Raw genomic sequence first — 20,782 nt, forward strand, 5'->3', positions numbered from 1 at the left:
GATCAGGGGCCGACGACGGTTCCGCCGTCGACGGGGCCGACGCCGCCGGGTGACTGCGGGGCCGCGGGCGGGGCAGGCTTCGGGCCGCCGCCGACGGGGAACGGATTGGTTTCGGGTTCGAGAACGCCCGGCTCGACCTGACCCGGTCCTTCGAACGGACCCTTCGGCGGGTGAACGGGGTCGACGACGACGGGCGGATCGACGACGACGGGCGGGTCCACCACGACGGGCGGCTGGGCGACGGGCGGCTGCGCAACCGGCGGCTGGGCGATGGGCTGCTGGACAATCGGCGGCTGGGCGATCGGTGCTCGGACGATGGGCGGTGCCGCCACGACGGGCGGAACGACACCCGGTCCCGGCGCCACCGTTTCGGTGTCGGCCGAATAGCCGGGCGCCGAGTACCCGGGATTCACCGAGTAGCCGGGGTCTGCGACGACGATCCGACTCGGGGCCGGCGCGATCGCCGGAGCCGGCTGCTGCTGCGAGACGGCCCCCTCCGAACTCGGGGTCGGAGCCCCGTCGGTATGTCCACCGGCAAGAACGATCACTGCGGCTCCTGCGAGGGAGAACGTGAGGGCGGCGGTTGCGCCGATCGCGATGCGAGTTGCGGTGTGGACGATGGGGTGCCTCCGGTGGTTTGGGGTGTCTAGCTGGGCTGATAGACCAAGCTTGCGCCGGGCGCGAGCGATTCGACAGGCACCCCAGGGTGCGCATCTCCCACCCCGCGGCGGAACCGTGGGCAAACCTGCACAGAATCTTCACAAGCTCTGACGGGGATCCGCACGTGCGCCCAATACAGTCGGGGAATGAGCCAGCGAAGAGTGCTCGTCGTCGACGACGAGGCGACGATCTGCGAGGCGGTCGCGGCGCGGTTGCGAGCGGAGGGCTTCGACGTCGTGACGGCGTCGGACGGTCCCTCCGCCGTTGCGGAGTGCGCGGCCTCGTCGCCCGACGTGCTGGTACTGGACGTGATGCTGCCGGGATTCGACGGCCTCGAGGTGTGCCGGCGCGTCCAGGCGTCGCGGCCGGTGCCGGTGCTGATGCTCACCGCGCGCGCCGACGAAACGGACATGCTGATCGGTCTCGGCGTGGGTGCCGACGACTACCTGAGCAAGCCGTTCAGCATGCGGGTGCTGGTGGCGCGGGTGCACGCGCTGCTGCGGCGGGCCGATCGTGCCCAGGAGACCGTGCCGGCCGAGCGGGACGGACTGTCCGTCGGCGACATCGAGGTGGACCTCGTGGAGCGTCGCGTCCGGCGCGGCGCCGACGAAATTCATCTGACACGAACCGAATTCGACCTGCTGGCCTACTTCGCCTCCCGGCCGCGCGCGGCGATCGCACGGGAGTCGCTCCTCGCGGAGGTGTGGGGGTGGGGTGACGGGGCGGGTAGCCGGACCGTCGACAGTCACGTCAAGGCGCTGCGCCGAAAACTCGGCGGCGACCTGATCCGCACCGTGCACGGCGTCGGCTACGCACTGGACGTGCAGCGGTGAGCGCGGGCCGGATCCTGGACCGGATGCCCCGACCTCTCGATCCGCTGCGGTCGTTCAAGGTGAAGACCGGTCTTCTCGTCGTGGCCGCGCTGTTCTTCGCGTCGCTGACGTTCTGGGTCACCGCTCGCTGGCCGTTCCGATACGCGCTGGTCCTGGCGTTGCTGGTGTCGTTGGCCGTGACCCAGATCCTCGCGCACGGCATGACGTCTCCGCTCCGCGCGATGACCGCCGCGGCCCGCGCGATGGCGACCGGCGACTATTCACGCCGGGTGCGGTCGACGTCGCGGGACGAGATCGGCGAACTGGCTCGCGCGTTCAACCAGATGGCCGAGGACCTCGAGGCCGCCGATCGGTATCGCCGCGAACTCATCGGCAACGTCTCGCACGAACTGCGCACACCGATCTCCGCTCTGCAGGCACTCCTCGAGAACGTCGTCGACGGGGTGGAGGAACCCGACCCCGCCCGGATGCGGGTGGCGCTCGACCAGACCGAGCGGCTCGGGCGCCTCGTCGCCGAGTTGCTGGACCTGTCGAGGGTGGAAGGCGGGGCGGTGCAACTCGAGCGGGAGAACTTTCCGGTCCGTGAGTTCCTCGAGGATGTGGTGCGGCAGTCGGAGGACCCGCGGCGACCGCGGCGGGTGACCGTCGACGTGCAACCGCCGCATTTGCGCGCCGACGCGGACACCGCACGCCTGCATCAGGTGGTGACGAATCTCGTGGACAACGCGTTTCGGCACGGCCCGGCGCGCACCCGCGTGGTCGTCCGTGCCAGACCGGACGCCGGCGGCGTGATCATCGAGGTGGAGGACGACGGCCCCGGTATCGCGCCCGGCGAGCGGTCGCGGGTGTTCGAGCGGTTCACCCGCGGCGGCTCCACCGACGGTGGGACCGGCCTCGGTCTCGCCATCGCACGCTGGGCGGTGGATCTCCACGACGGCCGCATCGAGGTCGTCGACACCGCCGAAGGCTGCTGTATCCGGGTGAGTCTGCCCGCCGCCTGATTACCGATCCACAACCGGGACGCGACGTCCCGCGATGACGCCTGCCTTCATCCGGCAGCGACAACCAGGGAGGGAACCATGACCATCGCACCCCCACAACCCGCCGCGCCCACGTCGGGCGACTTCTGGCCGAGACGTGCCTGGCGCCGCGACCGGACGTCGATGGCTCCACGGCCGATCGTCCTCGCGGCCTTGGCGGCAGGCCTGGTCGCGGCGCTGACGCTGCAGGTCACGGTGGTCGGCCTCGGCTACGTCGTCACCGGCACTGCGGTGGCCGTCGCGGTGTTCGCCACGCGCAGGACGATGCCGACGACTGTTCAGTCCGTCGCGATCGTCGGTGCCCTCGCCCTGCTGGCCGTGCTCAGCGTCCGCGGTGCGGGGTGGCTGGCCGCGGTCTGTGTGGCGCTGAGCTGGGTGGTCGGGTCGTTCGCCCTCGTCGGCGGACGCACGTGGACGGGGTTGGCGGCCGGGTCGTTCGCGTTGTGGTTCACACCGCTGCGGGTGGCGCGGTGGACGCGTCGAGGTGCGAGGCGGTGGCATTCGAGCGGGAAGGTGCCCGTGGGGCGCGCTCTCGGTGTCGCGGCCGTGACGGCCGTGCTGCTCCTGGTCTTCGGTTCGCTGTTCGCCGGCGCGGATGCCGGTTTCGCCGCCTTGCTCGGCAGGGCCGCACCGACCGTCCACGTGTCGAATCCGTTCGGGCGGTTCGTGCTCGGTGTCCTGGTGTGCGGGGGCACGCTGGGGGCCGCGTACCTGCTGAGGCGGACGCCCCGCGTCGACGCACTCGCCCCCGGGCCGGGGCGCCCGGTTGCCCGGTGGGAGTGGGTGTTTCCGCTCGCACTGCTGGATCTGTTGTTCCTCGGATTCGTCGCGGTGCAGTTGACGGTGCTGTTCGGTGGGAGCACGCACGTGCTGACCACGGCAGACCTGACGTACGCCGAGTACGCGCGACAGGGTTTCTGGCAGTTGCTGGCGGTGACCGCGCTGACACTGGTGGTGATCGCCGTCGCGGTCCGGAAGGCGGCGCGAGTGGAGGTCGTGGATCGTGTCCTCGTGCGGGTGCTGCTCGGACTGCTCTGCGCGTTGACGCTCGTCGTCGTGGCCTCGGCGATCCACCGGATGTCGCTGTACGAGAACCAGTACGGGTACACGCGGTTGCGGGTGACCGTGACGGTGACGGAACTGTGGCTGGGGTTGGTGTTCGTGTTGCTCATCGCGGCAGGCGTCCGGTTGTCGGGGCGGTGGTTGCCGCGTGCCGTCCTGGCGTCCGCGGTGGGTGGGGTGCTGCTCCTCGCCGCGATCGATCCGGACGCCTACGTTGCCAGGAAGAACGTGGAACGGTTCGGCGAGACCGGGCGGATCGACGTGAGCTACCTCGGTTCGCTGTCCGTCGACGCCGTCCCCGCTCTCGATCGGCTGCCCGAACCGGAACGGTCGTGCGCCCTGTACCGACTCGACCGGCAGGTGAGGGGTGAGTCGCAGTGGTACGAGTACAACGCGGCACGCAGTCGCGCGAAGGAACTGCTGGCCGCGCATTCCGTCGGCTCGTGTGAGCGGGTGGGGTCGTAGCGGTTCTCGCGCCGTTTGCCGACGGATTTGCCGGAATCACAGGCAATTGCGTGGGAATCCGGCCAATGTCCGTGCGGCTGTGGCGCGCCGAACGCGTGCCATACCCACCAGTGTGCACCGCGTCGGCGGTTATCCGACCGTCTCGGGCACCCGTGTCTGCGCGACCCACCGGCCGCGTTGCCGGGTGATCTCGATCGGGTGGTCGAAGCATTCGCTGATGTTGCCGGTGGTGAGGACGTCCGTGACGGGGCCCTGTGCGATCACCCGGCCGTCGCGGATGAGGACGGCGTGGGTGGTGGTGGTCGGGATTTCCTCGAGGTGGTGGGTGACGAGGATGCTGGCGAGGCTCGGGTACGCGACGCGCAGTTCGTCGAGTGCGGTGAGGAGTTGTTCTCGCGCAGCCAGATCCAGGCCGGTGGCGGGCTCGTCGAGCAGGAGGAGTTGCGGCTCGGCCATGAGGGCCCGCGCGATCAGGGCGCGTCCGCGTTCGCCCTGGGACAGGTTGGGCCACAGGGCGTCCGCGTGCTTCTGCATGCCGAGGGAGGCGATGAGTTCGTCGGCGCGGGCGACCTGGCCGGCGGTCGGTGCCCACCTCGGCACGAACTCGGGTGTGTTGGTGAGGCCGGTCAGCACGACGTCGCGCACCGTCAGCGGCGCGTCGATCCGGTGTCGCGGGTTCACGTGCCCGATGTGGGCGCGCAACTCCCGCATGTCGACCCGGCCCAGCTGATGGCCGAGGACGTGGACGGTGCCGTGGGTGGGATGCGCGAAGGCGCCGAGCATGCTCAGCAGCGTGCTCTTGCCCGCACCGTTCGCGCCGAGCAGCACCCAGTGCTGTCCGCGTTCGATGTGGAGGGTGATGTCGCTGAGCAGGTATCGCCCGCTCCGCACGAGGTCGACGTGGTCGGTGCTGACGACCGAGTTCGGGGTGGTCACTGATGTTCGCCTTTCCGCAGAATCGACATGGTCGGATCGAGGTTGGCGGCGGTGGCGGCGACAGCCGCCCCGGCATCGCCTGCTTCCAGCGCGCGCACCAGGTCGTCGTGTGCGCAGCTGGTGTCGGGTCGGCCCGGTTCGTGGTCGACGAGTTCGGCGAGCGCGTCGACGAGGAGCGGCCGGATCGAATCGAACAGGGCGGACAGGATCGAGTTGCCTGCGATCTCCAGGATCGCGGCGTGGAAGTCGAGGTCGGCCGCGACGAAGACGGCGGTCGACTCGGTGGTGCTGTCGTGCCGGGCCGACAGCTGCTCTCGCAGTCGACGAAGGTCCTCGGGGCGTGCGCGTTCCGCGGCGAGCCGGGCGGCCTCGATCTCGAGGGCGCGCCGCACCTCGTACACCTCGAGCAGGCGCGCGCGGCGCAGCAACTTCTCGAGTCCCGCACCGCCCGTGGGTGGTTTCGCGACGAACGTGCCGACGCCGTGCCGCACGTCGAGCAGACCGTCGCGGGCGAGCAGCCGGACGGCCTCGCGGACGGAGGAGCGGCCGACGCCGAGTTCGGTGGCCAGCTCGGCCTCGCTGGGGATGCGACTGCCGAGTGTCCACTTGCCTTCGCGGATCCGGGCGGCGAGGAGTTCCTCGAGCTGGGGAACCAGCGGTCCGCTGCGGAGGGTGTGACTTCCGGCCATTCGGCGACGCTAGCACAGTCCTCAGACGTCTGAGGACTGTGGTGGAGCCTATGGTGAACCGGAGAGAATCAACGCAGCAGAGGAGAGGTGCACCATGGCCATCGCCACCGCAGACCGTGTCACGCGGGAAGAGTTGCTCGACTTCGTCCGTCCGCGCCATCGCAGCGTGCTGATCACCCGGAAGCGCTCCGGCGGCCTGCAGATCTCCCCGGTCACGTCGGGACTCGACTCGGAAGGCCGGATCGTCGTCGCCACCTACCCGCAGCGCGCCAAGGCCGCGAACGTGCGACACGACCCCGCCGTGAGCGTCTGCGTGCTCTCCGACGAGTTCAACGGCGCCTACGTGCAGATCGACGGCACGGCCGAGGTACTGGACATGCCCGACGCACTCGAGCCGCTGGTGGAGTACTTCCGCGGCATCTCCGGCGAGCATCCCGACTGGGACGAGTACCGGGACGCCATGCGGAAGCAGAACAAGAGCCTCATCCGGATCACCATCGACGAGTGGGGACCCATCGCGACCGGCGGCTTCCCGCCGGACGCCGATCGCGGATAGGTCCCCGCCACCTACTCGACGGCACCCGCCGAGCGCAGCTGCTCGATGCCCGACGGGTCGTAACCGGCCTGCGCGAGGATCGCATCGGTGTCCTGCCCGGGCCGCGGGGCCGGCCGGGGAACGGGCGCCGGGGTGCGGCTGAAGCGCGGTGCCGGTGCGGGCTGGCGGATGCCGCCCACCTCGATGAACGTCTCCCGTTCCTTGTTGTGGGGGTGCTCGTGCGCCTCCCACGGCGACAGGACGGGCGACACGCACGCGTCGGAATCGGCGAAGACGGCTGCCCAGTCGTCCCGCGGCCGGGTCGCGAACACCTCGGCGAGACGCTTCTTCAGTTCCGGCGCCGCATCGAGGTCGTACTGCAACGGCAGATCCTCACCGCTCAACCCCAGCACGTCGAGGAGTTCACCGTAGAAGTGCGGTTCGACGCACCCGACCGCCACGTGCAGACCGTCGGCGCACTCGTAGGTGTCGTAGAACGCGGCGGCCCCGTCGAGGACGTTCCGCCCCCGACCCTCCTGCCACAGACCGGCGGCGTTCATGCCGTGGACGAACGCCGTCAGCAGCGCCGCGCCGTCGACCATGGACGCGTCCACCACCTGTCCGCGGCCCGACCGGGAACGCTCGTGCAGCGCGGCCAGGATCCCCATCGCCAACATCAGGCCGCCACCGCCGAAGTCGCCCAACAGGTTCAGCGGCGGCACCGGCCGCTCGCCGGCGCGCCCGATGGGTTCGAGCGCGCCCGCGAGCGCGATGTAGTTGATGTCGTGCCCGGCCCGCGGTGCGAGAGGTCCGTCCTGGCCCCAACCGGTCATGCGCCCGTAGATCAGTCCGGGGTTGCGGGACAGGCAGTCGTCGGGGCCGATGCCCAGGCGTTCCGCGACGCCGGGACGGAAACCCTCGACGAGGATGTCGGCTGTTTCGACGAGTGTCAGGACGGCCTCCAGCCCCTCAGGTGTCCGCAGGTTCACGGCGATCGATCGTCGTCCCCGGTCGAGTACACCCGACGGCGCCATCAGCCCGCTGCCGCCGTCACCCGCCCGTTCGACGCGGATCACGTCCGCGCCGAGGTCGGCGAGGATCATGCACCCGAACGGGGCGGGCGCGAGGCTCGCGATCTCGACGACGGTCAGCCCGCTCAGCGGCCCGCCGGTCACGACACCCCCTGCGCGTCGCGGGGCAGTCCGAGCATGCGTTCCCCGATCACGTTGAGCTGCACCTCGGTGGTGCCGCCGTAGATGGTGGTGGCGCGGCCGGCGATCAACTGCTCCATCGCCTTGTCGCTCGGCTCCCCGGGAATGCTGACGGCGCCCGCTGCCCCCAGTTCGGCGACGACGAATTCGGCGATCGACTGCCCGAGGCCCATACCGAGCAGCTTCCCGACGCTGGACGTGGTGCTCACGTCCGCCCCCGACAGCTGCTTCAGCACGATCCGTGAACCGATCAGATCGATTGCCTGGCTCTCGGCCACCAGTTCGCCGACGCGGAAGCGTGCCAGCGGGCCGAGGTCGCGGCCGCGGGCGAACTGCAGCAGATCCTTGTCGGTGGCGTAGGCCTCCATCTTCTGGCTCAGGGCCACCCGCTCGCCGGCGAGGGTCGTGCGGGCCACGTTCCAGCCGTCGTTCACGTTCCCGACCACGTTCTCGTCCGGGATGAACACGTCGTCGAGGAAGACCTCGTTGAACAGGGCCGAGCCGGTCATCTCGCGCAGCGGCCGGACGGTGACCCCCGGCGTCGACATGTCCAGCACGAAGTACGTGATGCCCTCATGTTTCGGCCTGGACGGGTCGGTGCGGGCGATCAGCATCGCCCAATCGGAGAACTGTGCCACCGTGGTCCAGATCTTCTGCCCGGTCACCGTCCAGCCGCCGTCGACCTTCTCGGCCTTGGTGGTCAGCGACGCCAGGTCGGAACCGGCCCCCGGTTCGCTGAACAGCTGGCACCACACGAGATCTCCGCGCAGCGTGGGGACGGCGAGATCCCGCTTCTGCGCGTCCGTGCCGTGGGCCACGACGGCCTGCACCGCCCAGCCGCCCATCAGCAGCTGCGGCATCGGGATTCCGGCGGCCTTGATCTCCTGGGCGATGACGATCTGCTCGAGCGGGGACGCGCTGCGCCCGTACGGTTTCGGCAGGTGCGGCTGCACCCAGCCGCCGTCGCCGAGTGCGATCAGCTGGTCGTCCTCGTCGAGGCCCACCAGCGGGGCGAGTTCCGCCCGCACCTCGGTCCGGATCGCCTCGGCTTCGTCCGGCAGTTCCAGTTCGGAGGTGCGGGCGATGCCTGCGAGGGACTGGTCGGACACCCGAGTGGCCCGCTCCTCGCGGGTGCCGAGGAGCCCCCGGATTGCCAGCGCCCGGCGGTAGAACAGGTGTGCGTCGTGCTCCCAGGTGAATCCGATGCCGCCGTGGACCTGGATGCAGTCCTGTGCGCACTGCACCGCAGCATCGGGAACGACCACGGCGGCGATGTCTGCGGCGAAATCGGCGGTGTCGTCGCCGTTGTCGAGGGCGGAGGCGGCATCCCACAGCACCGCGCGCGCCTTCTCCAGGGCGATGCCCATGTGGGCGCACTTGTGCTTGACGCCCTGGAACTGGCCGATCGGTCGCCCGAACTGCACCCGCGTCTTCGCGTACTCGGATGCGGTGGACACGCACCAGGACATCACGCCGATCGCCTCCGCACCGAGGACGACGGTGGCGACGGACCGGACGCGCTGCTCGCTCAGACCGTCGAGGATCCGGTCGGCGCCCACGTGGACGGCGTCGACCGTGATCCGTGCGGAACCGCGGAGCACGTCGATGCTGTCCTGCACCGTGACGGTGACGTCCGCGGAATCGACGACGGCCCAGCGAATGTCGTCGCCGACGGTGATCGGGAGTAGCAGAATATCGGCGTGTTCGCCGCCGAGAACCGCGTCCGCGACCCCGGTGACGCGGTATCCGCCCTCGTGCGCCGATGCGTCGAGTGGGCGGCCCAACGCGACTGCGGCGGTGTGTGATCCGTCGAGAAGACCCGGCATCACCTCGATGCCGACCTTGGAATCCGCGGCCGCCACGAGCGCGGCGGACAGTGCGGTGGGGACGAACGGACCTGGGGCGGCCGTCCGCCCCAGCGCTTCGAGAGCCACCGCCAACGTGAGGAGCCCGGCGCCGTGACCGCCCTTGTCCTCGGGGACGTGCAGTCCCAGCAGGTCCTGGCCGACGAGTGCATCCCAGAACGGCGGAAACTTCTCCTCGCTCGTGGACTCGACCGCGGACCGGACATGATCGGAGGTGATGGTGTGTTCGGCGAAAGCGCGGACCGAGTCGGCGAGGGCCCGGTGTTCCTCGGTCAGCCCGAGCCCGAGCTCGTACGTGTTCTTGGCCATGTCGCGGCCCTTCAGCCGAGCCGGTCGGCGAGGTCGGCGACGGTCCACGGGCCGTCGCTCTCGATGGTCGTGACGTCGTGCCAGCCGGCGAGCTCGGAGATGGCACCGCCCTGCACGGCGAACACCTTGCCGGTGATCTTGCAGTTCGCGTCGGCGAGACGCGCGACGAGCGGAGAGATGTTGGTGGGGCTGAACGCGTCGAACTCGCCCTCCGGCACCTCCTCGGCGAACAGCGCGCCCATACCCGGGGTGGCCAGCGTGAGCCGGGTGCGGGCGATCGGGGCGATCGCGTTGACCCGGACGCCGTAGCGTTCGAGCTCGTCCGCCGCGACCAGGGTGAGTGCGGCGATGCCCGCCTTCGCGGCGCCGTAGTTGGCCTGGCCCGCATTGGGCATGAACGTGCCCGACGCCGACGCGGTGTTGATCACGGACGCGTTCACGGTCTCACCCGCCTTGGTCTGCGCCTTCCAGTACGCCGCCGCGTGATGCAGAGTGGCGGCGTGTCCCTTGAGATGCACGGCGATGACGGCGTCCCACTGGCTTTCGGTCATGCCCGCGATGAAGGCGTCCCGCAGGATGCCCGCGTTGTTGACGAGGACGTCGAGGCGGCCGAATTCGCTCACCGCTTGGCCGACGAGTCCTTCGGCGCCGTCCCAGGACGCGACGTTGTCGGTGTTCGCGACAGCCCTGCCGCCCGCGGCGACGATCTCGTCGACCACCTGCTGAGCCGGGCCCGCGTCCTCGCCGGTGCCGTCGTTCGCGCCGCCGAGGTCGTTGACGACCACGGCAGCGCCCTCACGGGCGAAGAGCAGTGCGTGTTCCCGGCCGATTCCGCGTCCGGCGCCGGTGACGATGGCCACCCGTCCGTCGAGTGTTCCCATGTGCGTACTCCTAGGTTTCTGTGTCCGCGATGACGGCGAGGCCGTCCTTGATGACGAGTTCGTTGCCGACGCTGGTCTCGTAGGCGTACGACGTTGTCCCGCGCGTGGACTCGCCGACCTGCCGGAACTGCGTGGCGATGTCCTGTCCGGGCAGAACGGGTTTCGCGAACCGCACCGCGAGCCGGCGGAGCCGTTCGACCCTGCCGTCGGCGAGTTCGGTGAGCGCCGCCCACGACGTGAACGCCATGGTGCACAGGCCGTGGTTGATGATTCCGGGAAGTCCGGACATCCGGGCGATCTCGTCGTCCAGGTGGATCGGCATCGGATCACCGGAGGCGGGGGAGTACCGGAACGTCTGGTTCTCGTCGATGTGCTGGGTGATCGACGCGCCCGGGGCCTGTCCGCGGAGGGACTCGTCGAACCGGTGCGCGGGTGCCTGCTCGCCGAGTCCGGGTCCCGCGTCGACCTTCCGGAAGAACGCGGTCATCCACTGCTCGTTGACCAGTTCGCCGCCGTCCGTCGTGGTTTCGACGTAGACGACGACGGTGGAGCCGTTCTCCCGGCCCTCGAATCCGATCGGTTTCGCGCGGACCACGAGGTTGTCGCCGGGACGGATCGGACGGTGGAAGTGGAAATCCTGCTCCCCGTGCACGAGTTTCATGAGCAGTTCGACGGGGGCGACGGACAGTGCCGCCGGTGCCATCGACGTGAACGCGGGGACCACGGCGAACACCGGTGGTGCGACCTCGCCGGCGAGGTGGCGTTCGATGGGATCGTTGGTGGCCGCGGCGTAGTCGGCGATGCGCTCGGCGGTGACCTCGAACCGCTGCGGATCGGTCCACTCGCCGAGGCCGCTCGTGTCGAATTCGACTGTGGGGGTGGTCATGCGGATCAGCCCACCACGTCGGCGAACCCTGCCAGGGACGCCTCCAGATCCGCCTTGGCGTTCTTGGCGACGGCCTTGCCGATGGGGCCGACGATCATCGTGCCGGTGAAGCTCGCGTCGATGATCGCCGTGGATCCGGCGCCGTCCGGCTCGACCTTCAGCGTGAATTCGACGGTGACCCCCGCCATGCCGGTGCCGGAGATCTTCACCATCTCGGGCACCTGCACCTCGGTGACGGTCCACTCGATCTTGTTGGCCATGCCCATCACGGAGACGACCTCGGTGAACTTCGATCCGAGTGCCACCTCGGCGGGGATCTCGCTCTTCCACGACTGGTGGATGGTGAGCCACTCCTCCCAGCGGGACAGGTTGGAGAGCGCGTCCCACGCCTTGTCTGGGGAGGCGGGAAGGGACGCTGCGACGGAAACGGAAGCCATGGTGTACTCCTGGTGTTCGAGGTGGAAGGAATTGTGAGAGAGGCGGATCAGAGTGCGCGGTAGGCGGTGACGACGACGGCACCGCCGAGGCCGATGTTGTGCTGAAGGGCGACCGCGGCGCCGTCGACCTGGCGCTTGTCGGCCGTGCCGCGGAGTTGCCAGGTGAGTTCGCTGCACTGGGCGAGTCCGGTGGCGCCGAGGGGATGTCCCTTGGAGATGAGACCGCCGGACGGGTTGACCACCCAGCGCCCGCCGTACGTGGTGTCGTCGTTGTCGACGAGTTTGCCGCCCTCGCCCTGGCCGCACAGGCCGAGCGCCTCGTAGGTCAGCAGTTCGTTGGTGGAGAAGCAGTCGTGGAGTTCGATGACGTCGATGTCGTCCGGTCCGATGCCGGCCTGTTCGTACACGCGGGCCGCGGCCGTGCGGGTCATGTCCGCGCCGACCAGGCTGATCGCGCTCCGGTCGCCGAATGTGCTCGGGAGGTCGGTGACCATGGACTGGCCGACGATCTCCACGGCCTGCCCGGCGAGGTCGTGCTTGTCGACGAACTCCTCGCTCACGACGACGACGGCGCCGGAGCCGTCGGAGGTGGGGGAGCACTGCAGTTTGGTGAGGGGCCCGTAGATCGGCTTCGAGCCGAGGATCTCGTCGAGTGTGTACTCGTCCTGGAACTGGGCGTACGGGTTGTTCTGTGAGTGGCGGTGGTTCTTCACGCCGATCTTGGCGAACTGTTCCGCCGTGGTCCCGAAGCGTTCCATGTGTTCCTTGCCCGCGGCGCCGAACATGTAGGGGGCCGGCGGCATCGCGAACTCCTGAAGTTCGGCGAGCGCGAGGAGATGGCGCATCATCGGCTGTTCCCGGTCGTCGTACGTGGACCCGAGCGAACCGGCCTGCATCTTCTCGAAGCCCAGCGCGAGCGTGCAGTCGACCTGACCGCTCCGGACGGCCTGCGTGGCGAGGAAGAGTGCGGTCGACCCCGTCGAACAGTTGTTGTTGACGTTCACGATGGGAATGCCGGTGAGGCCGAGTTCGTAGACGGCCCGCTGTCCCGACGTCGATTCGCCGTACACGTATCCGACGTACGCCTGCTCCACGAGCCCGTACTCGATTCCGGCGTCCGCGAGTGCCCTGCCGCCGGCCTCGCGCGCCATGTCGGGGTAGTCCCACTCGCGTGCACCCGGCTTCTCGAACTTCGTCATCCCGACGCCGACGACGAACACCCTGTTACCCATTGCGGCTCCCTAGAGTCCGGAGAAATGTGTGTGTGACACCCTGTCTCACCAAAGTATGTGAGACAGGGTATCCAGTCAACAGTTGGATGGGTAACGTGTGCGTGATGCCGGACAAAGTGGAAACCGCCGCGTCGCCCCAGGGCGACGGCCGCGCCACGCGCTGGGAGGACCACAAGGCGGAACGCCGAAGCCGGATTCTCGAAGCCGCGATGGACGCCATCAACGAGGACGGCCCCGACGTGGGCGTCCAGCAGATCGCGAACCGCGCCGACGTGCCGCGGTCGGTGGTCTACCGGATCTTCACCGATCGTGGCGACCTCGACGAGCAGCTGCGCGGACGCATCATCGAACGACTGATGGCGGACCTCGCGCCCACGTTGACACCGGAGGGGACCGTCGGCGAGGCGATCGCGCGCGCGGTCGAGACGTACCTGCGGTGGATCGTGGAATATCCACGGCTCCACCAATTCCTCGGCACCGGATCGCCGAGCAGGCGCACCACCGGCTCGCGTGTGGTGACCGGAACGAAGACCGCGATCGCGCTCCAGCTGTCCGGTCTGCTCGCGACGGTCCTCGACACGGTGGCCGGCAATTCGGATCTCGCCGAGTCGCTGGCCTTCGGGTTGGTGGGACTCGTGGATGCCAGCGTCAACCGGTGGCTGAGCAACCCGCAGTCGGCGCTCGGCAGCGACGAGCTGGCCGAGTTCCTGGAGGTGTCGATCTGGCAAGTGCTGCACGGCAATCTGGCGCGGATCGGCGTCACCATCGACCCGTCGACCCCGGTGTCGGAACTGCAGTAGTCGGCCGGCCGTGGCCAGCTACCATGGCTTTCATGCCCTCCCGGCGAGGTTCACCGGCCGCTTCCGAGCAGGCCTGGGTGTCGGACACGGCGGTCGGCGACGCCGTCGCGCGCTTCGCCAGTGCCTGGGAGTCCTCGTCGTCCGCGCCCGATCTGGTCGCCTACCTGCCCGTGTCTCCCGCGCTCCGCCGGGTCACGCTCATCGAACTCGTCAAGGTCGACCTCGAGAACCGCTGGCTGCGCGGCGACCACCCGAAGCGGCTCGACCAATACTGTGAGGAGCTGCCGGAACTGCGGCGGTGGCCGTTGCCGCCGGATCTGCTGTACGAGGAGTTCCACATCCGGCGGCGCAGCGGGGAGTCGGTCGAGGCGAGCGAATACACGCAGAATTTTCCGGGTCAGGCCGGTGAGCTCGACGAACTGCTCGGCACCGGCGAGTACCAGAGCACGGCGCTCCATCGCGGGGAGGCAACGCTGTCGGTGTCTGCGGGAAGCGCAGGCACCCTCGACGATCTCGAGGTGGGCCAGCGGATCGACGACTTCGACCTGATGACCGGTCTCGGCCGGGGCGCGTTCGCGCGGGTGTTCCTCGCCCGGCAGCGGTCGCTGCAACGGATGGTCGCCGTCAAGATTTCCCTGGACCACGGCACCGAGCCGCAGACTCTGGCCCAGTTCGACCACGACTACATCGTCCGGGTCTTCGATCAACGCCTCCTCGCGGGCCGTGACCTGAGACTGCTGTACATGCAGTACGTGCCGGGCGGCACCCTGCTCGACGTGGTCGGGCGGGTCCGTGAGACTCCGCCGGAAGCGCGCAGCGGCGCCGTGCTGCTGGACGCGATCGACCGGGCCCTGGTCGGGCGAGGCGAGATCCGGCCCAGCGAATCCGGGGTGCGCCGGGAGATCGCGACGCTGACCTGGCCGGAGACGGTCGCCTGGCTCGGCCGGCGGCTCGCGGAGGCACTCGACTACGCCGGACGCCACGGCGTCCTGCACCGCGACGTCAAACCGGCGAACGTGTTGCTGACGACGGAGGGCGTCCCCAAGCTCGCCGACTTCAACATCAGCTTCAGCCGCAACGTCGCCGGGTCGAGTCCGGTCGCGTACTTCGGCGGCTCGCTGGCTTACATGTCACCCGAACAGCTCGAGGCGATCCACCCGGACCGGCCGGGCGCACCCGGCGATCTCGACACCCGCAGCGACCTGTATTCGCTCGCGGTCGTCCTGTGGGAGTTGCTGACCGGCAGAAGGCCTTTCGACGACAGCGACGCCGAACTGCACTCCCACCCGCCCGGCGACCGCACCACTCTCGACGCGATGCTCGCGCGGCGGCGCGGACCGGACGAACCGGCCGCCGACGCGCTGCCCGCCGACTGTCCGAACGCGCTGCGGCGAGTGTTGCTGAAATCGCTGGCGCCGGCACCGAAGGACCGGTTCTCCTCCGGTACCGAACTCGCCCAGCAGCTCGACGTCTGCCTCGACGCGCACGCCCGAGATCTGGTCGATCCGCCGCCGGGAAGCTGGCGGCTGCGGATGCGGCGGTGGACGCACCCGATCATGTTCCTGGCCATCGCAGTTCCCAATCTGCTGGCGATCCTCTACAGCTACCAGCACAACAGCACCCTGATCATCAGCAAGCTGCCGCCCGCCGCGCAGGAGAACTTCGAGCGGATCACCCGGATCGACTACACGGTCGCGTTCCTCATCGGAGCCGTGGGCACGGTGTCGATGGTGATCTACCTGACGATGGTGGCCGGCGGGCTGCGCCGGGGGCGGGTCTACACCGGCGCCCAGCTCGCCCGGGCGCGCCGGGACACCCTGCTGCTCGGCCAGCGGTGTGCACTGCTCTGCCTCGGTCTGTGGATCGTCAGCGGCCTCGTCGTGCCGATCACGTTGGAGGTGAGCGGCAGTCAGGTTCCGTGGAACACGATCGTCCACTTCACCGCATCTCAGCTCGTGTGCGGAGCGATCGCGGTGGTCTACCCGTTCTTCTTCGTGAACTTCTACGCCGTCCGCTGCCTCTACCCGGTGTTTCTGAGGCACGGCGAGATCAGTGCGTCCGACGCCCGGATGTTGAAGCGGTTGGGGCGCCGCAGCACGTTCTTCCTCGCCGCGGCCGCCGCCGTGCCGCTGCTCGGGATCGCGGGAGCCACGTTCATTCCCCCGGAGGACCTGCCCCGGGTGATCGTCGCGCTCCGCGTCCTGTGCGTCGGCAGCGTCGTCGCGTTCGTGGCGGCCTACTGGATGTTCCGGATGCTGTCCGAGGACCTGCACGCGCTGGAGCGCGTCGTGTCAGGCGCGCCGCGGCACGAGTGATCAGGCCGAACCCGTGAACGTCAGCCACAGCAGCGAGACGTTGAGCACGACGATCAACGACGCCGCCACCCAGGCGGCGACCGTGGTAGCCGTCGCGTTGCGGTGGACGCCCATCAGGTCGCGGCTCGACGTCATCCGCACGAGTGGAATCACCGCGAACGGGATGCACAGGCTGAGAACGACCTGACTGAGGACGAGCGCGAACGTGGGATCGACGCCGATCGCCAGCACGACCAGTGCAGGAATCAGGGTGACCACCCGGCGCAGCAACAGGGGGATGCGCATCGACAGCAGGCCGTACATGATCTCGGAGCCGGCGGCGCAGCCGATCGACGTGGACGCCAGGCCGGACGCCAGCAGTCCGACGGCGAAGACGACGGCGACCGTGGGGCCGAGCGAACTCTGGATGGCGGCGTGCGCGCCGTCGATCGAGTCGGTGCCCGGAATGCCGCGCAGGGCAGAGGCGGCCAGCAGCAGCATGCCGATGTTCACCGCGCCCGCCACGATCAGGGCACCGACCACGTCCCACTTCGTCACCCGCAGCAGTCGCGCGAGGCGGGGGCCTTCCAGGTCGTTCCCGTGCCGGTCGCGGGCGAGGGCGGAGTGGAGGTAGATCGCGTGCGGCATCACGGTGGCGCCGAGCATGCTCGCGGCCAGCAGGACCGTCTCGGTGCCCTCGAAACGCGGCACGAGTCCGGCGAGCGCGTCCGTACCCGACACGTCGGTGAACGCGAGCCCGGTGAGGAACCCGACGGTGATGATCGTCAGGAGTCCCATCACGACGAACTCGAACGTCCGCTGACCGCGGCGGCTCTGGATCGACAGGATGCCCATCGACACGACGCCCGTGATCAGCCCTCCGACGAAGAGGGGAACGCCGAACAGGAGATTGAGTGCGATCGCGCCGCCGATCACCTCGGCGAGGTCGGTCGCGATCGCCATCGCCTCCGCCTGCAGCCAGAACGCGCGACGGTTCCCGGTCCGCAGGCGGGTCCCCAGCATTTCGGGCAGTGATTTGCCGGTGACCAGCCCGAGTTTCGCAGACAGGTACTGCACCAGCACGGCCATGGCATTGGCGAGAACGAGGACCCAGACGAGTAGGTACCCGTACTTCGCGCCCGCGGTGAGGTTGGCGGCCACGTTTCCGGGGTCGACGTACGCGATGGCAGCCACGAAGGCGGGCCCGAGGAGCGCGACAGTTCGGATACTGCCCTTGCGGGGCGTGCGGCGCGGGAGGAGAGGGCGGGGTGCCTCGATGCTCACGGAGCTCCTGGTCGTGGTCTGCGGATCTACCTGCTGATTCGTATATCCGCACTATAGATTTAGGGATAACGAACTTTCAAGCGTGGGGTGCGGATCGGCCCGGAATTGCCACCTCCGGCGCTATATTGACTAGAACGTGTTCTACTCGCGGTGGAAGGGAGTCCCGATGGGACAGGTTCTCGACAGAATCGACGGCGTCGCCGAGGAGATTCGCGGGCAGGCCGTCCGGTCGGAGGCGGATTGCCGGCTCACCGACACCGCCGCAGCCCTCCTGCGCGACTCCGGCGCGATCCGGTTGCTGCAGCCCAAGCTCTACGGCGGCTACGAGGTGCACCCCCACGAGTTCGCCGAGACCGTCATGGGAGTCGCCGCACTCGACGGGGCGAGCGGATGGGTCACCGGGATCGTCGGCGTGCACCCGTGGGAACTGGCGTTCGCCGACCCGCAGGTGCAGGAGGAGATCTGGGGCGAGGACAACGACACGTGGATGGCGTCGCCGTATGCGCCCATGGGTGTCGCGACACCGGTCGAAGGCGGGTACGTCCTGACGGGACGGTGGTCGTTCTCGTCCGGAACCGACCACTGTCAGTGGGCCTTCCTCGGGGCGATGGTCGGCGACGGCGAGGGTGGCATCGCGGTGCCGCCGTCGTCGCTGCACGTGATTCTGCCGCGCACCGACTATCAGATCGTCGAGGACACGTGGGACGTCATCGGCCTGCGCGGAACGGGAAGCAAGGACCTGATCGTCGACGGTGCCTTCGTCCCGGGCTACCGGACGTTGAACGCGGCGAAGGTGATGGACGGACGTGCGCAGAAGGAGGCGGGCAGGCCGGAGCCGTTGTTCAACATGCCGTACTCGTGCATGTTCCCGCTCGGCATCACCGCCGCCGTCATCGGCATCACCGAGGGCGCGCTGGCCTGTCACATCGCGGTGCAGAAGGACCGCGTCGCCATCACGGGCCAGAAGATCAAGGAGGATCCCTACGTGCTCAGTGCGATAGGAGAGTCCGCCGCCGAGATCAATGCGTCGCGGGTCTCCCTCATCGAGACCGCCGACCGGTTCTACGACAAGGTCGACGCGGGCAAGGAGATCACGTTCGAGGAGCGGGCGATCGGACGCCGCACCCAGATCGCCGCGGCCTGGCGTGCGGTGCGTGCCGTGGACGAGATCTTCGCGCGCGCCGGCGGCGGCGCGCTGCACTACAAGACTCCGATGCAACGGTTCTGGCGGGACGCGCACGCCGGCCTGGCCCACGCGGTTCACGTGCCCGGACCCACCAACCACGCGAGCGCGCTCACCCAGCTCGGCGGCGAACCGCAGGGAATGATGCGCGCCATGATCTGAAAGCGCCGGGAGGCCGAGGCGGGCGCCCCGGCCTCCCGGCATCGGATCAGACTGCGGCTGCGGTGAATCCGGTCTCGAGGTCGGCGAGGATGTCGTCGATACCCTCGATGCCGACAGCCAGCCGGACCAGTCCGGGAGTCACACCGGCGGCGAGCTGCTCCTCCGGGGTGAGCTGCGAGTGCGTCGTCGACGCCGGGTGGATCACCAGCGAGCGCACGTCGCCGATGTTCGCGACGTGACTGTGCAGGGTGAGCGCGTTCACGAACTTCTTGCCGGCATCGACACCACCGGCCAGTTCGAACGTCACGATCGCACCCGGACCCTTCGGGGTGAGCTGCCGTGCGCGCTCGTGCCACTGCGAGGACGGCAGACCCGCGTACGCCACGGACGTGACCTCCGGGCGGGCCTCGAGGAACTCGGCCACCTTCTGGGCGTTGGCGACGTGCCGCTCCACGCGCAGGCTGAGGGTCTCGATGCCCTGCGCGATGAGGAATGCGTTGAACGGGGCGACCGCGGAACCCAGGTCGCGGAGCAGCTGCACGCGAGCCTTCAGCGCATAGGCCGGGGCGCCGAGGTCCGCGAAGACGACACCGTGGTAGCTCGGGTCCGGCGTGGTGAAGTTGCCGTGGCGGCCCTGGGTCCAGTCGAACGTGCCGCCGTCGACGATGACACCGGCGATCGCCGTGCCGTGACCGCCGAGGTACTTGGTGGCCGAGTGCACCACGATGTCCGCACCGTGCTTCAACGGCTGCAGCAGGTACGGCGTGGCCACCGTGTTGTCGACGATCAGCGGGATCCCGTTGTCGTGGCCGACCTTCGAGATTCCCGGGATGTCCAGGATGTGGTTCTTCGGGTTGGCGATCGTCTCGCCGTAGAACGCCTTGGTGTTCGGGCGGACGGAACTGTGCCACTGCTCGAGGTCGTCGGGGTCCTCGACGAACGACACCTCGATGCCGAGCTTGGGCAGCGTGTAGTGGAAGAGGTTGTAGGTGCCGCCGTACAGGTACGGGCTGGAGACGATGTGGTCACCTGCCTCCGCGAGGTTCAGCACCGCAAAGGTTTCCGCCGCCTGCCCGGAGGACAGCAGCAGTGCGGCGACGCCGCCCTCGAGGGCGGCGATGCGCTGCTCGACCGCGTCCTGCGTGGGGTTCATGATGCGGGTGTAGATGTTGCCCGGCTCGGCCAGGCCGAACAGCGCGGCAGCGTGATCGGTGCTGTCGAACGTGTACGAGGTGGTCTGGTAGATCGGCAGCGCCCGCGCCTTGGTGGTCGCGTCGGACGTCTGCCCGGCGTGGATCTGCTTGGTCTCGAACGACCAGTTGACGGTGGGATCGATGCTCTCGGTCACGAGTGGTGTGCTCCAGATTCGGTGAGGTGGATGTGGTGAATCAGTTTTCGCCGGTGAGTGTTTCGACCACGGTGCGGACCGGGGTCTGATTGCGGGTCAGGTCGAGGACGGGGCAGTGCGCGTCCACCGCCTCCTGCAGTTCGAGGTAGCGCTCCCGCGATTCCGGGCCGGTCAGCGTCACGACGACCCGCACCTCGCCGAACCCGGCACGGACGGCGTCGTCGAAGCCGAAGAACCCGCGTACGTCGAGGTCGCCCTCCGCCCGCGCCGAGATGTCGTCGACGCGGACACCGAGCTTCTCGGCCCAGAAGCGGTACGTGACCACCTGGCACGAGAGTAGCGACGCGAGGTAGTACTCCACGGGATTGGCCGCAGAATTGTCGCCGCCGAGCGCCGGTGGCTCGTCCACCTCGACGCTGTACTTGCCGAGCGTGACGGTGCTCGCGACGGCGTCGTGCGCCTGCGCGGAGGCGCGGAAGACGACGTGAGCGTTCGCGGAATCCTCGGACACGGCGTCGCGGCTGGCGCCGATGACCGACGCGAGATGCGAAACGGATGCAGTGGTCATGACAGTACGAATCCTTCGAAAACGAGGGTGTGCAGGAAGAACCCGGCGTGAAACGTCACGCCGGGGACGGGTCCGATCAGGAGATCGGACACCTCGAGGTAC

The 20,782-nt window shown here is 69.0% G+C and carries 19 protein-coding genes; 7 read left to right on the forward strand and 12 right to left on the reverse strand.

All coding sequences use genetic code 11. The features are described from left to right. Positions 1-2 precede the first annotated feature (2 nt). Positions 3-548: a hypothetical protein gene (locus QM841_RS02475; RefSeq protein ID WP_283330784.1), complete on the reverse strand. Its 546-nt coding sequence runs from the start codon at positions 546-548 to the stop codon at positions 3-5. Positions 549-806: 258 nt separating this feature from the next. Here QM841_RS02475 and QM841_RS02480 point away from each other — a divergent pair, with 258 nt between their 5' ends. From QM841_RS02480 to QM841_RS02490, 3 genes are all read left to right on the forward strand, one after another. Continuing rightward, positions 807-1,493: a response regulator transcription factor gene (locus tag QM841_RS02480; RefSeq protein WP_283330785.1), complete on the forward strand. Its 687-nt coding sequence runs from the start codon at positions 807-809 to the stop codon at positions 1,491-1,493. A gap of 23 nt (positions 1,494-1,516) precedes the next feature. Continuing rightward, positions 1,517-2,494, forward strand: a complete 978-nt coding sequence (locus QM841_RS02485) for a HAMP domain-containing sensor histidine kinase (RefSeq protein WP_283330786.1) — start codon at positions 1,517-1,519, stop codon at positions 2,492-2,494. Between the two features lie 78 nt (positions 2,495-2,572). Continuing rightward, entirely contained in the window at positions 2,573-4,060 is a 1,488-nt protein-coding gene (locus QM841_RS02490; protein ID WP_283330787.1) for a DUF4153 domain-containing protein, read from the forward strand. Positions 4,061-4,189: 129 nt separating this feature from the next. Here QM841_RS02490 and QM841_RS02495 read toward each other — a convergent pair whose 3' ends face one another. Both QM841_RS02495 and QM841_RS02500 read right to left on the reverse strand, forming a co-directional pair. Then, entirely contained in the window at positions 4,190-4,996 is an 807-nt protein-coding gene (locus QM841_RS02495; RefSeq protein WP_283330788.1) for an ABC transporter ATP-binding protein, read from the reverse strand. Then, positions 4,993-5,685: a FadR/GntR family transcriptional regulator gene (locus QM841_RS02500; protein WP_283330789.1), complete on the reverse strand. Its 693-nt coding sequence runs from the start codon at positions 5,683-5,685 to the stop codon at positions 4,993-4,995. The genes QM841_RS02495 and QM841_RS02500 overlap by 4 nt, the downstream gene beginning before the upstream one ends. Before the next feature lie 94 nt (positions 5,686-5,779). Here QM841_RS02500 and QM841_RS02505 point away from each other — a divergent pair, with 94 nt between their 5' ends. Further along, a complete protein-coding gene (locus tag QM841_RS02505) occupies positions 5,780-6,241 on the forward strand; it encodes a PPOX class F420-dependent oxidoreductase (protein WP_280778540.1) in 462 nt (153 codons plus the stop codon). An 11-nt stretch (positions 6,242-6,252) separates the two neighbouring features. Here the strand turns inward: QM841_RS02505 and QM841_RS02510 are convergent, their stop codons facing one another. Genes QM841_RS02510 through QM841_RS02535 form a run of 6 tightly spaced genes read right to left on the reverse strand, consistent with a single transcriptional unit; the run spans position 6,253 to position 13,041 of the window. Continuing rightward, a complete protein-coding gene (locus tag QM841_RS02510) occupies positions 6,253-7,395 on the reverse strand; it encodes a CaiB/BaiF CoA transferase family protein (protein ID WP_283330790.1) in 1,143 nt (380 codons plus the stop codon). After that, positions 7,392-9,605 carry an acyl-CoA dehydrogenase family protein gene (locus QM841_RS02515; protein ID WP_283330791.1) on the reverse strand — a complete coding sequence of 738 codons (2,214 nt, stop codon included), beginning with the start codon at positions 9,603-9,605 and terminating at the stop codon, positions 7,392-7,394. Before QM841_RS02515 ends, QM841_RS02510 begins: the two co-directional genes overlap by 4 nt. Before the next feature lie 11 nt (positions 9,606-9,616). After that, on the reverse strand, positions 9,617-10,486 hold the full coding sequence (locus tag QM841_RS02520) for an SDR family oxidoreductase (RefSeq protein ID WP_280778537.1): 870 nt from the start codon (positions 10,484-10,486) through the stop codon (positions 9,617-9,619). A 10-nt stretch (positions 10,487-10,496) separates the two neighbouring features. Beyond that, the gene (locus QM841_RS02525; protein WP_283330792.1) at positions 10,497-11,372 is read right to left on the reverse strand and encodes a MaoC/PaaZ C-terminal domain-containing protein; all 876 of its coding nucleotides are present in this window, start codon (positions 11,370-11,372) and stop codon (positions 10,497-10,499) included. 5 nt (positions 11,373-11,377) lie between these two features. Continuing rightward, positions 11,378-11,809, reverse strand: coding sequence for a type II toxin-antitoxin system Rv0910 family toxin (locus tag QM841_RS02530; protein ID WP_283330793.1), 432 nt, complete (start codon positions 11,807-11,809; stop codon positions 11,378-11,380). 47 nt (positions 11,810-11,856) lie between these two features. Continuing rightward, positions 11,857-13,041, reverse strand: a complete 1,185-nt coding sequence (locus QM841_RS02535; protein ID WP_283330794.1) for a lipid-transfer protein — start codon at positions 13,039-13,041, stop codon at positions 11,857-11,859. Between the two features lie 104 nt (positions 13,042-13,145). Here QM841_RS02535 and QM841_RS02540 point away from each other — a divergent pair, with 104 nt between their 5' ends. Continuing rightward, on the forward strand, positions 13,146-13,841 hold the full coding sequence (locus tag QM841_RS02540) for a TetR/AcrR family transcriptional regulator (RefSeq protein ID WP_025431932.1): 696 nt from the start codon (positions 13,146-13,148) through the stop codon (positions 13,839-13,841). A 23-nt stretch (positions 13,842-13,864) separates the two neighbouring features. Beyond that, positions 13,865-16,156 (forward strand): serine/threonine-protein kinase, encoded by a 2,292-nt coding sequence (locus QM841_RS02545; RefSeq protein WP_283330795.1) that lies wholly within the window; start codon positions 13,865-13,867, stop codon positions 16,154-16,156. Here QM841_RS02545 and QM841_RS02550 read toward each other — a convergent pair whose 3' ends face one another. Continuing rightward, complete coding sequence (locus QM841_RS02550) at positions 16,157-17,419, reverse strand: Nramp family divalent metal transporter (protein ID WP_280778532.1); 1,263 nt, start codon at positions 17,417-17,419, stop codon at positions 16,157-16,159. It abuts the gene before it with no gap. A 166-nt stretch (positions 17,420-17,585) separates the two neighbouring features. Between QM841_RS02550 and QM841_RS02555 the strand changes: the two genes are divergently transcribed. Then, complete coding sequence (locus tag QM841_RS02555; protein WP_283330796.1) at positions 17,586-18,764, forward strand: acyl-CoA dehydrogenase family protein; 1,179 nt, start codon at positions 17,586-17,588, stop codon at positions 18,762-18,764. Between the two features lie 46 nt (positions 18,765-18,810). Here QM841_RS02555 and QM841_RS02560 read toward each other — a convergent pair whose 3' ends face one another. Both QM841_RS02560 and QM841_RS02565 read right to left on the reverse strand, forming a co-directional pair. Beyond that, the gene (locus QM841_RS02560) at positions 18,811-20,112 is read right to left on the reverse strand and encodes a bifunctional o-acetylhomoserine/o-acetylserine sulfhydrylase (protein WP_283330797.1); all 1,302 of its coding nucleotides are present in this window, start codon (positions 20,110-20,112) and stop codon (positions 18,811-18,813) included. Positions 20,113-20,152: 40 nt separating this feature from the next. Next, complete coding sequence (locus tag QM841_RS02565; RefSeq protein WP_283330798.1) at positions 20,153-20,680, reverse strand: OsmC family protein; 528 nt, start codon at positions 20,678-20,680, stop codon at positions 20,153-20,155. Positions 20,681-20,782 lie beyond the last annotated feature (102 nt).

Source organism: Rhodococcus sp. IEGM 1307 (assembly GCF_030056915.1).
Classification (GTDB): domain Bacteria; phylum Actinomycetota; class Actinomycetes; order Mycobacteriales; family Mycobacteriaceae; genus Rhodococcus_F; species Rhodococcus_F opacus_D.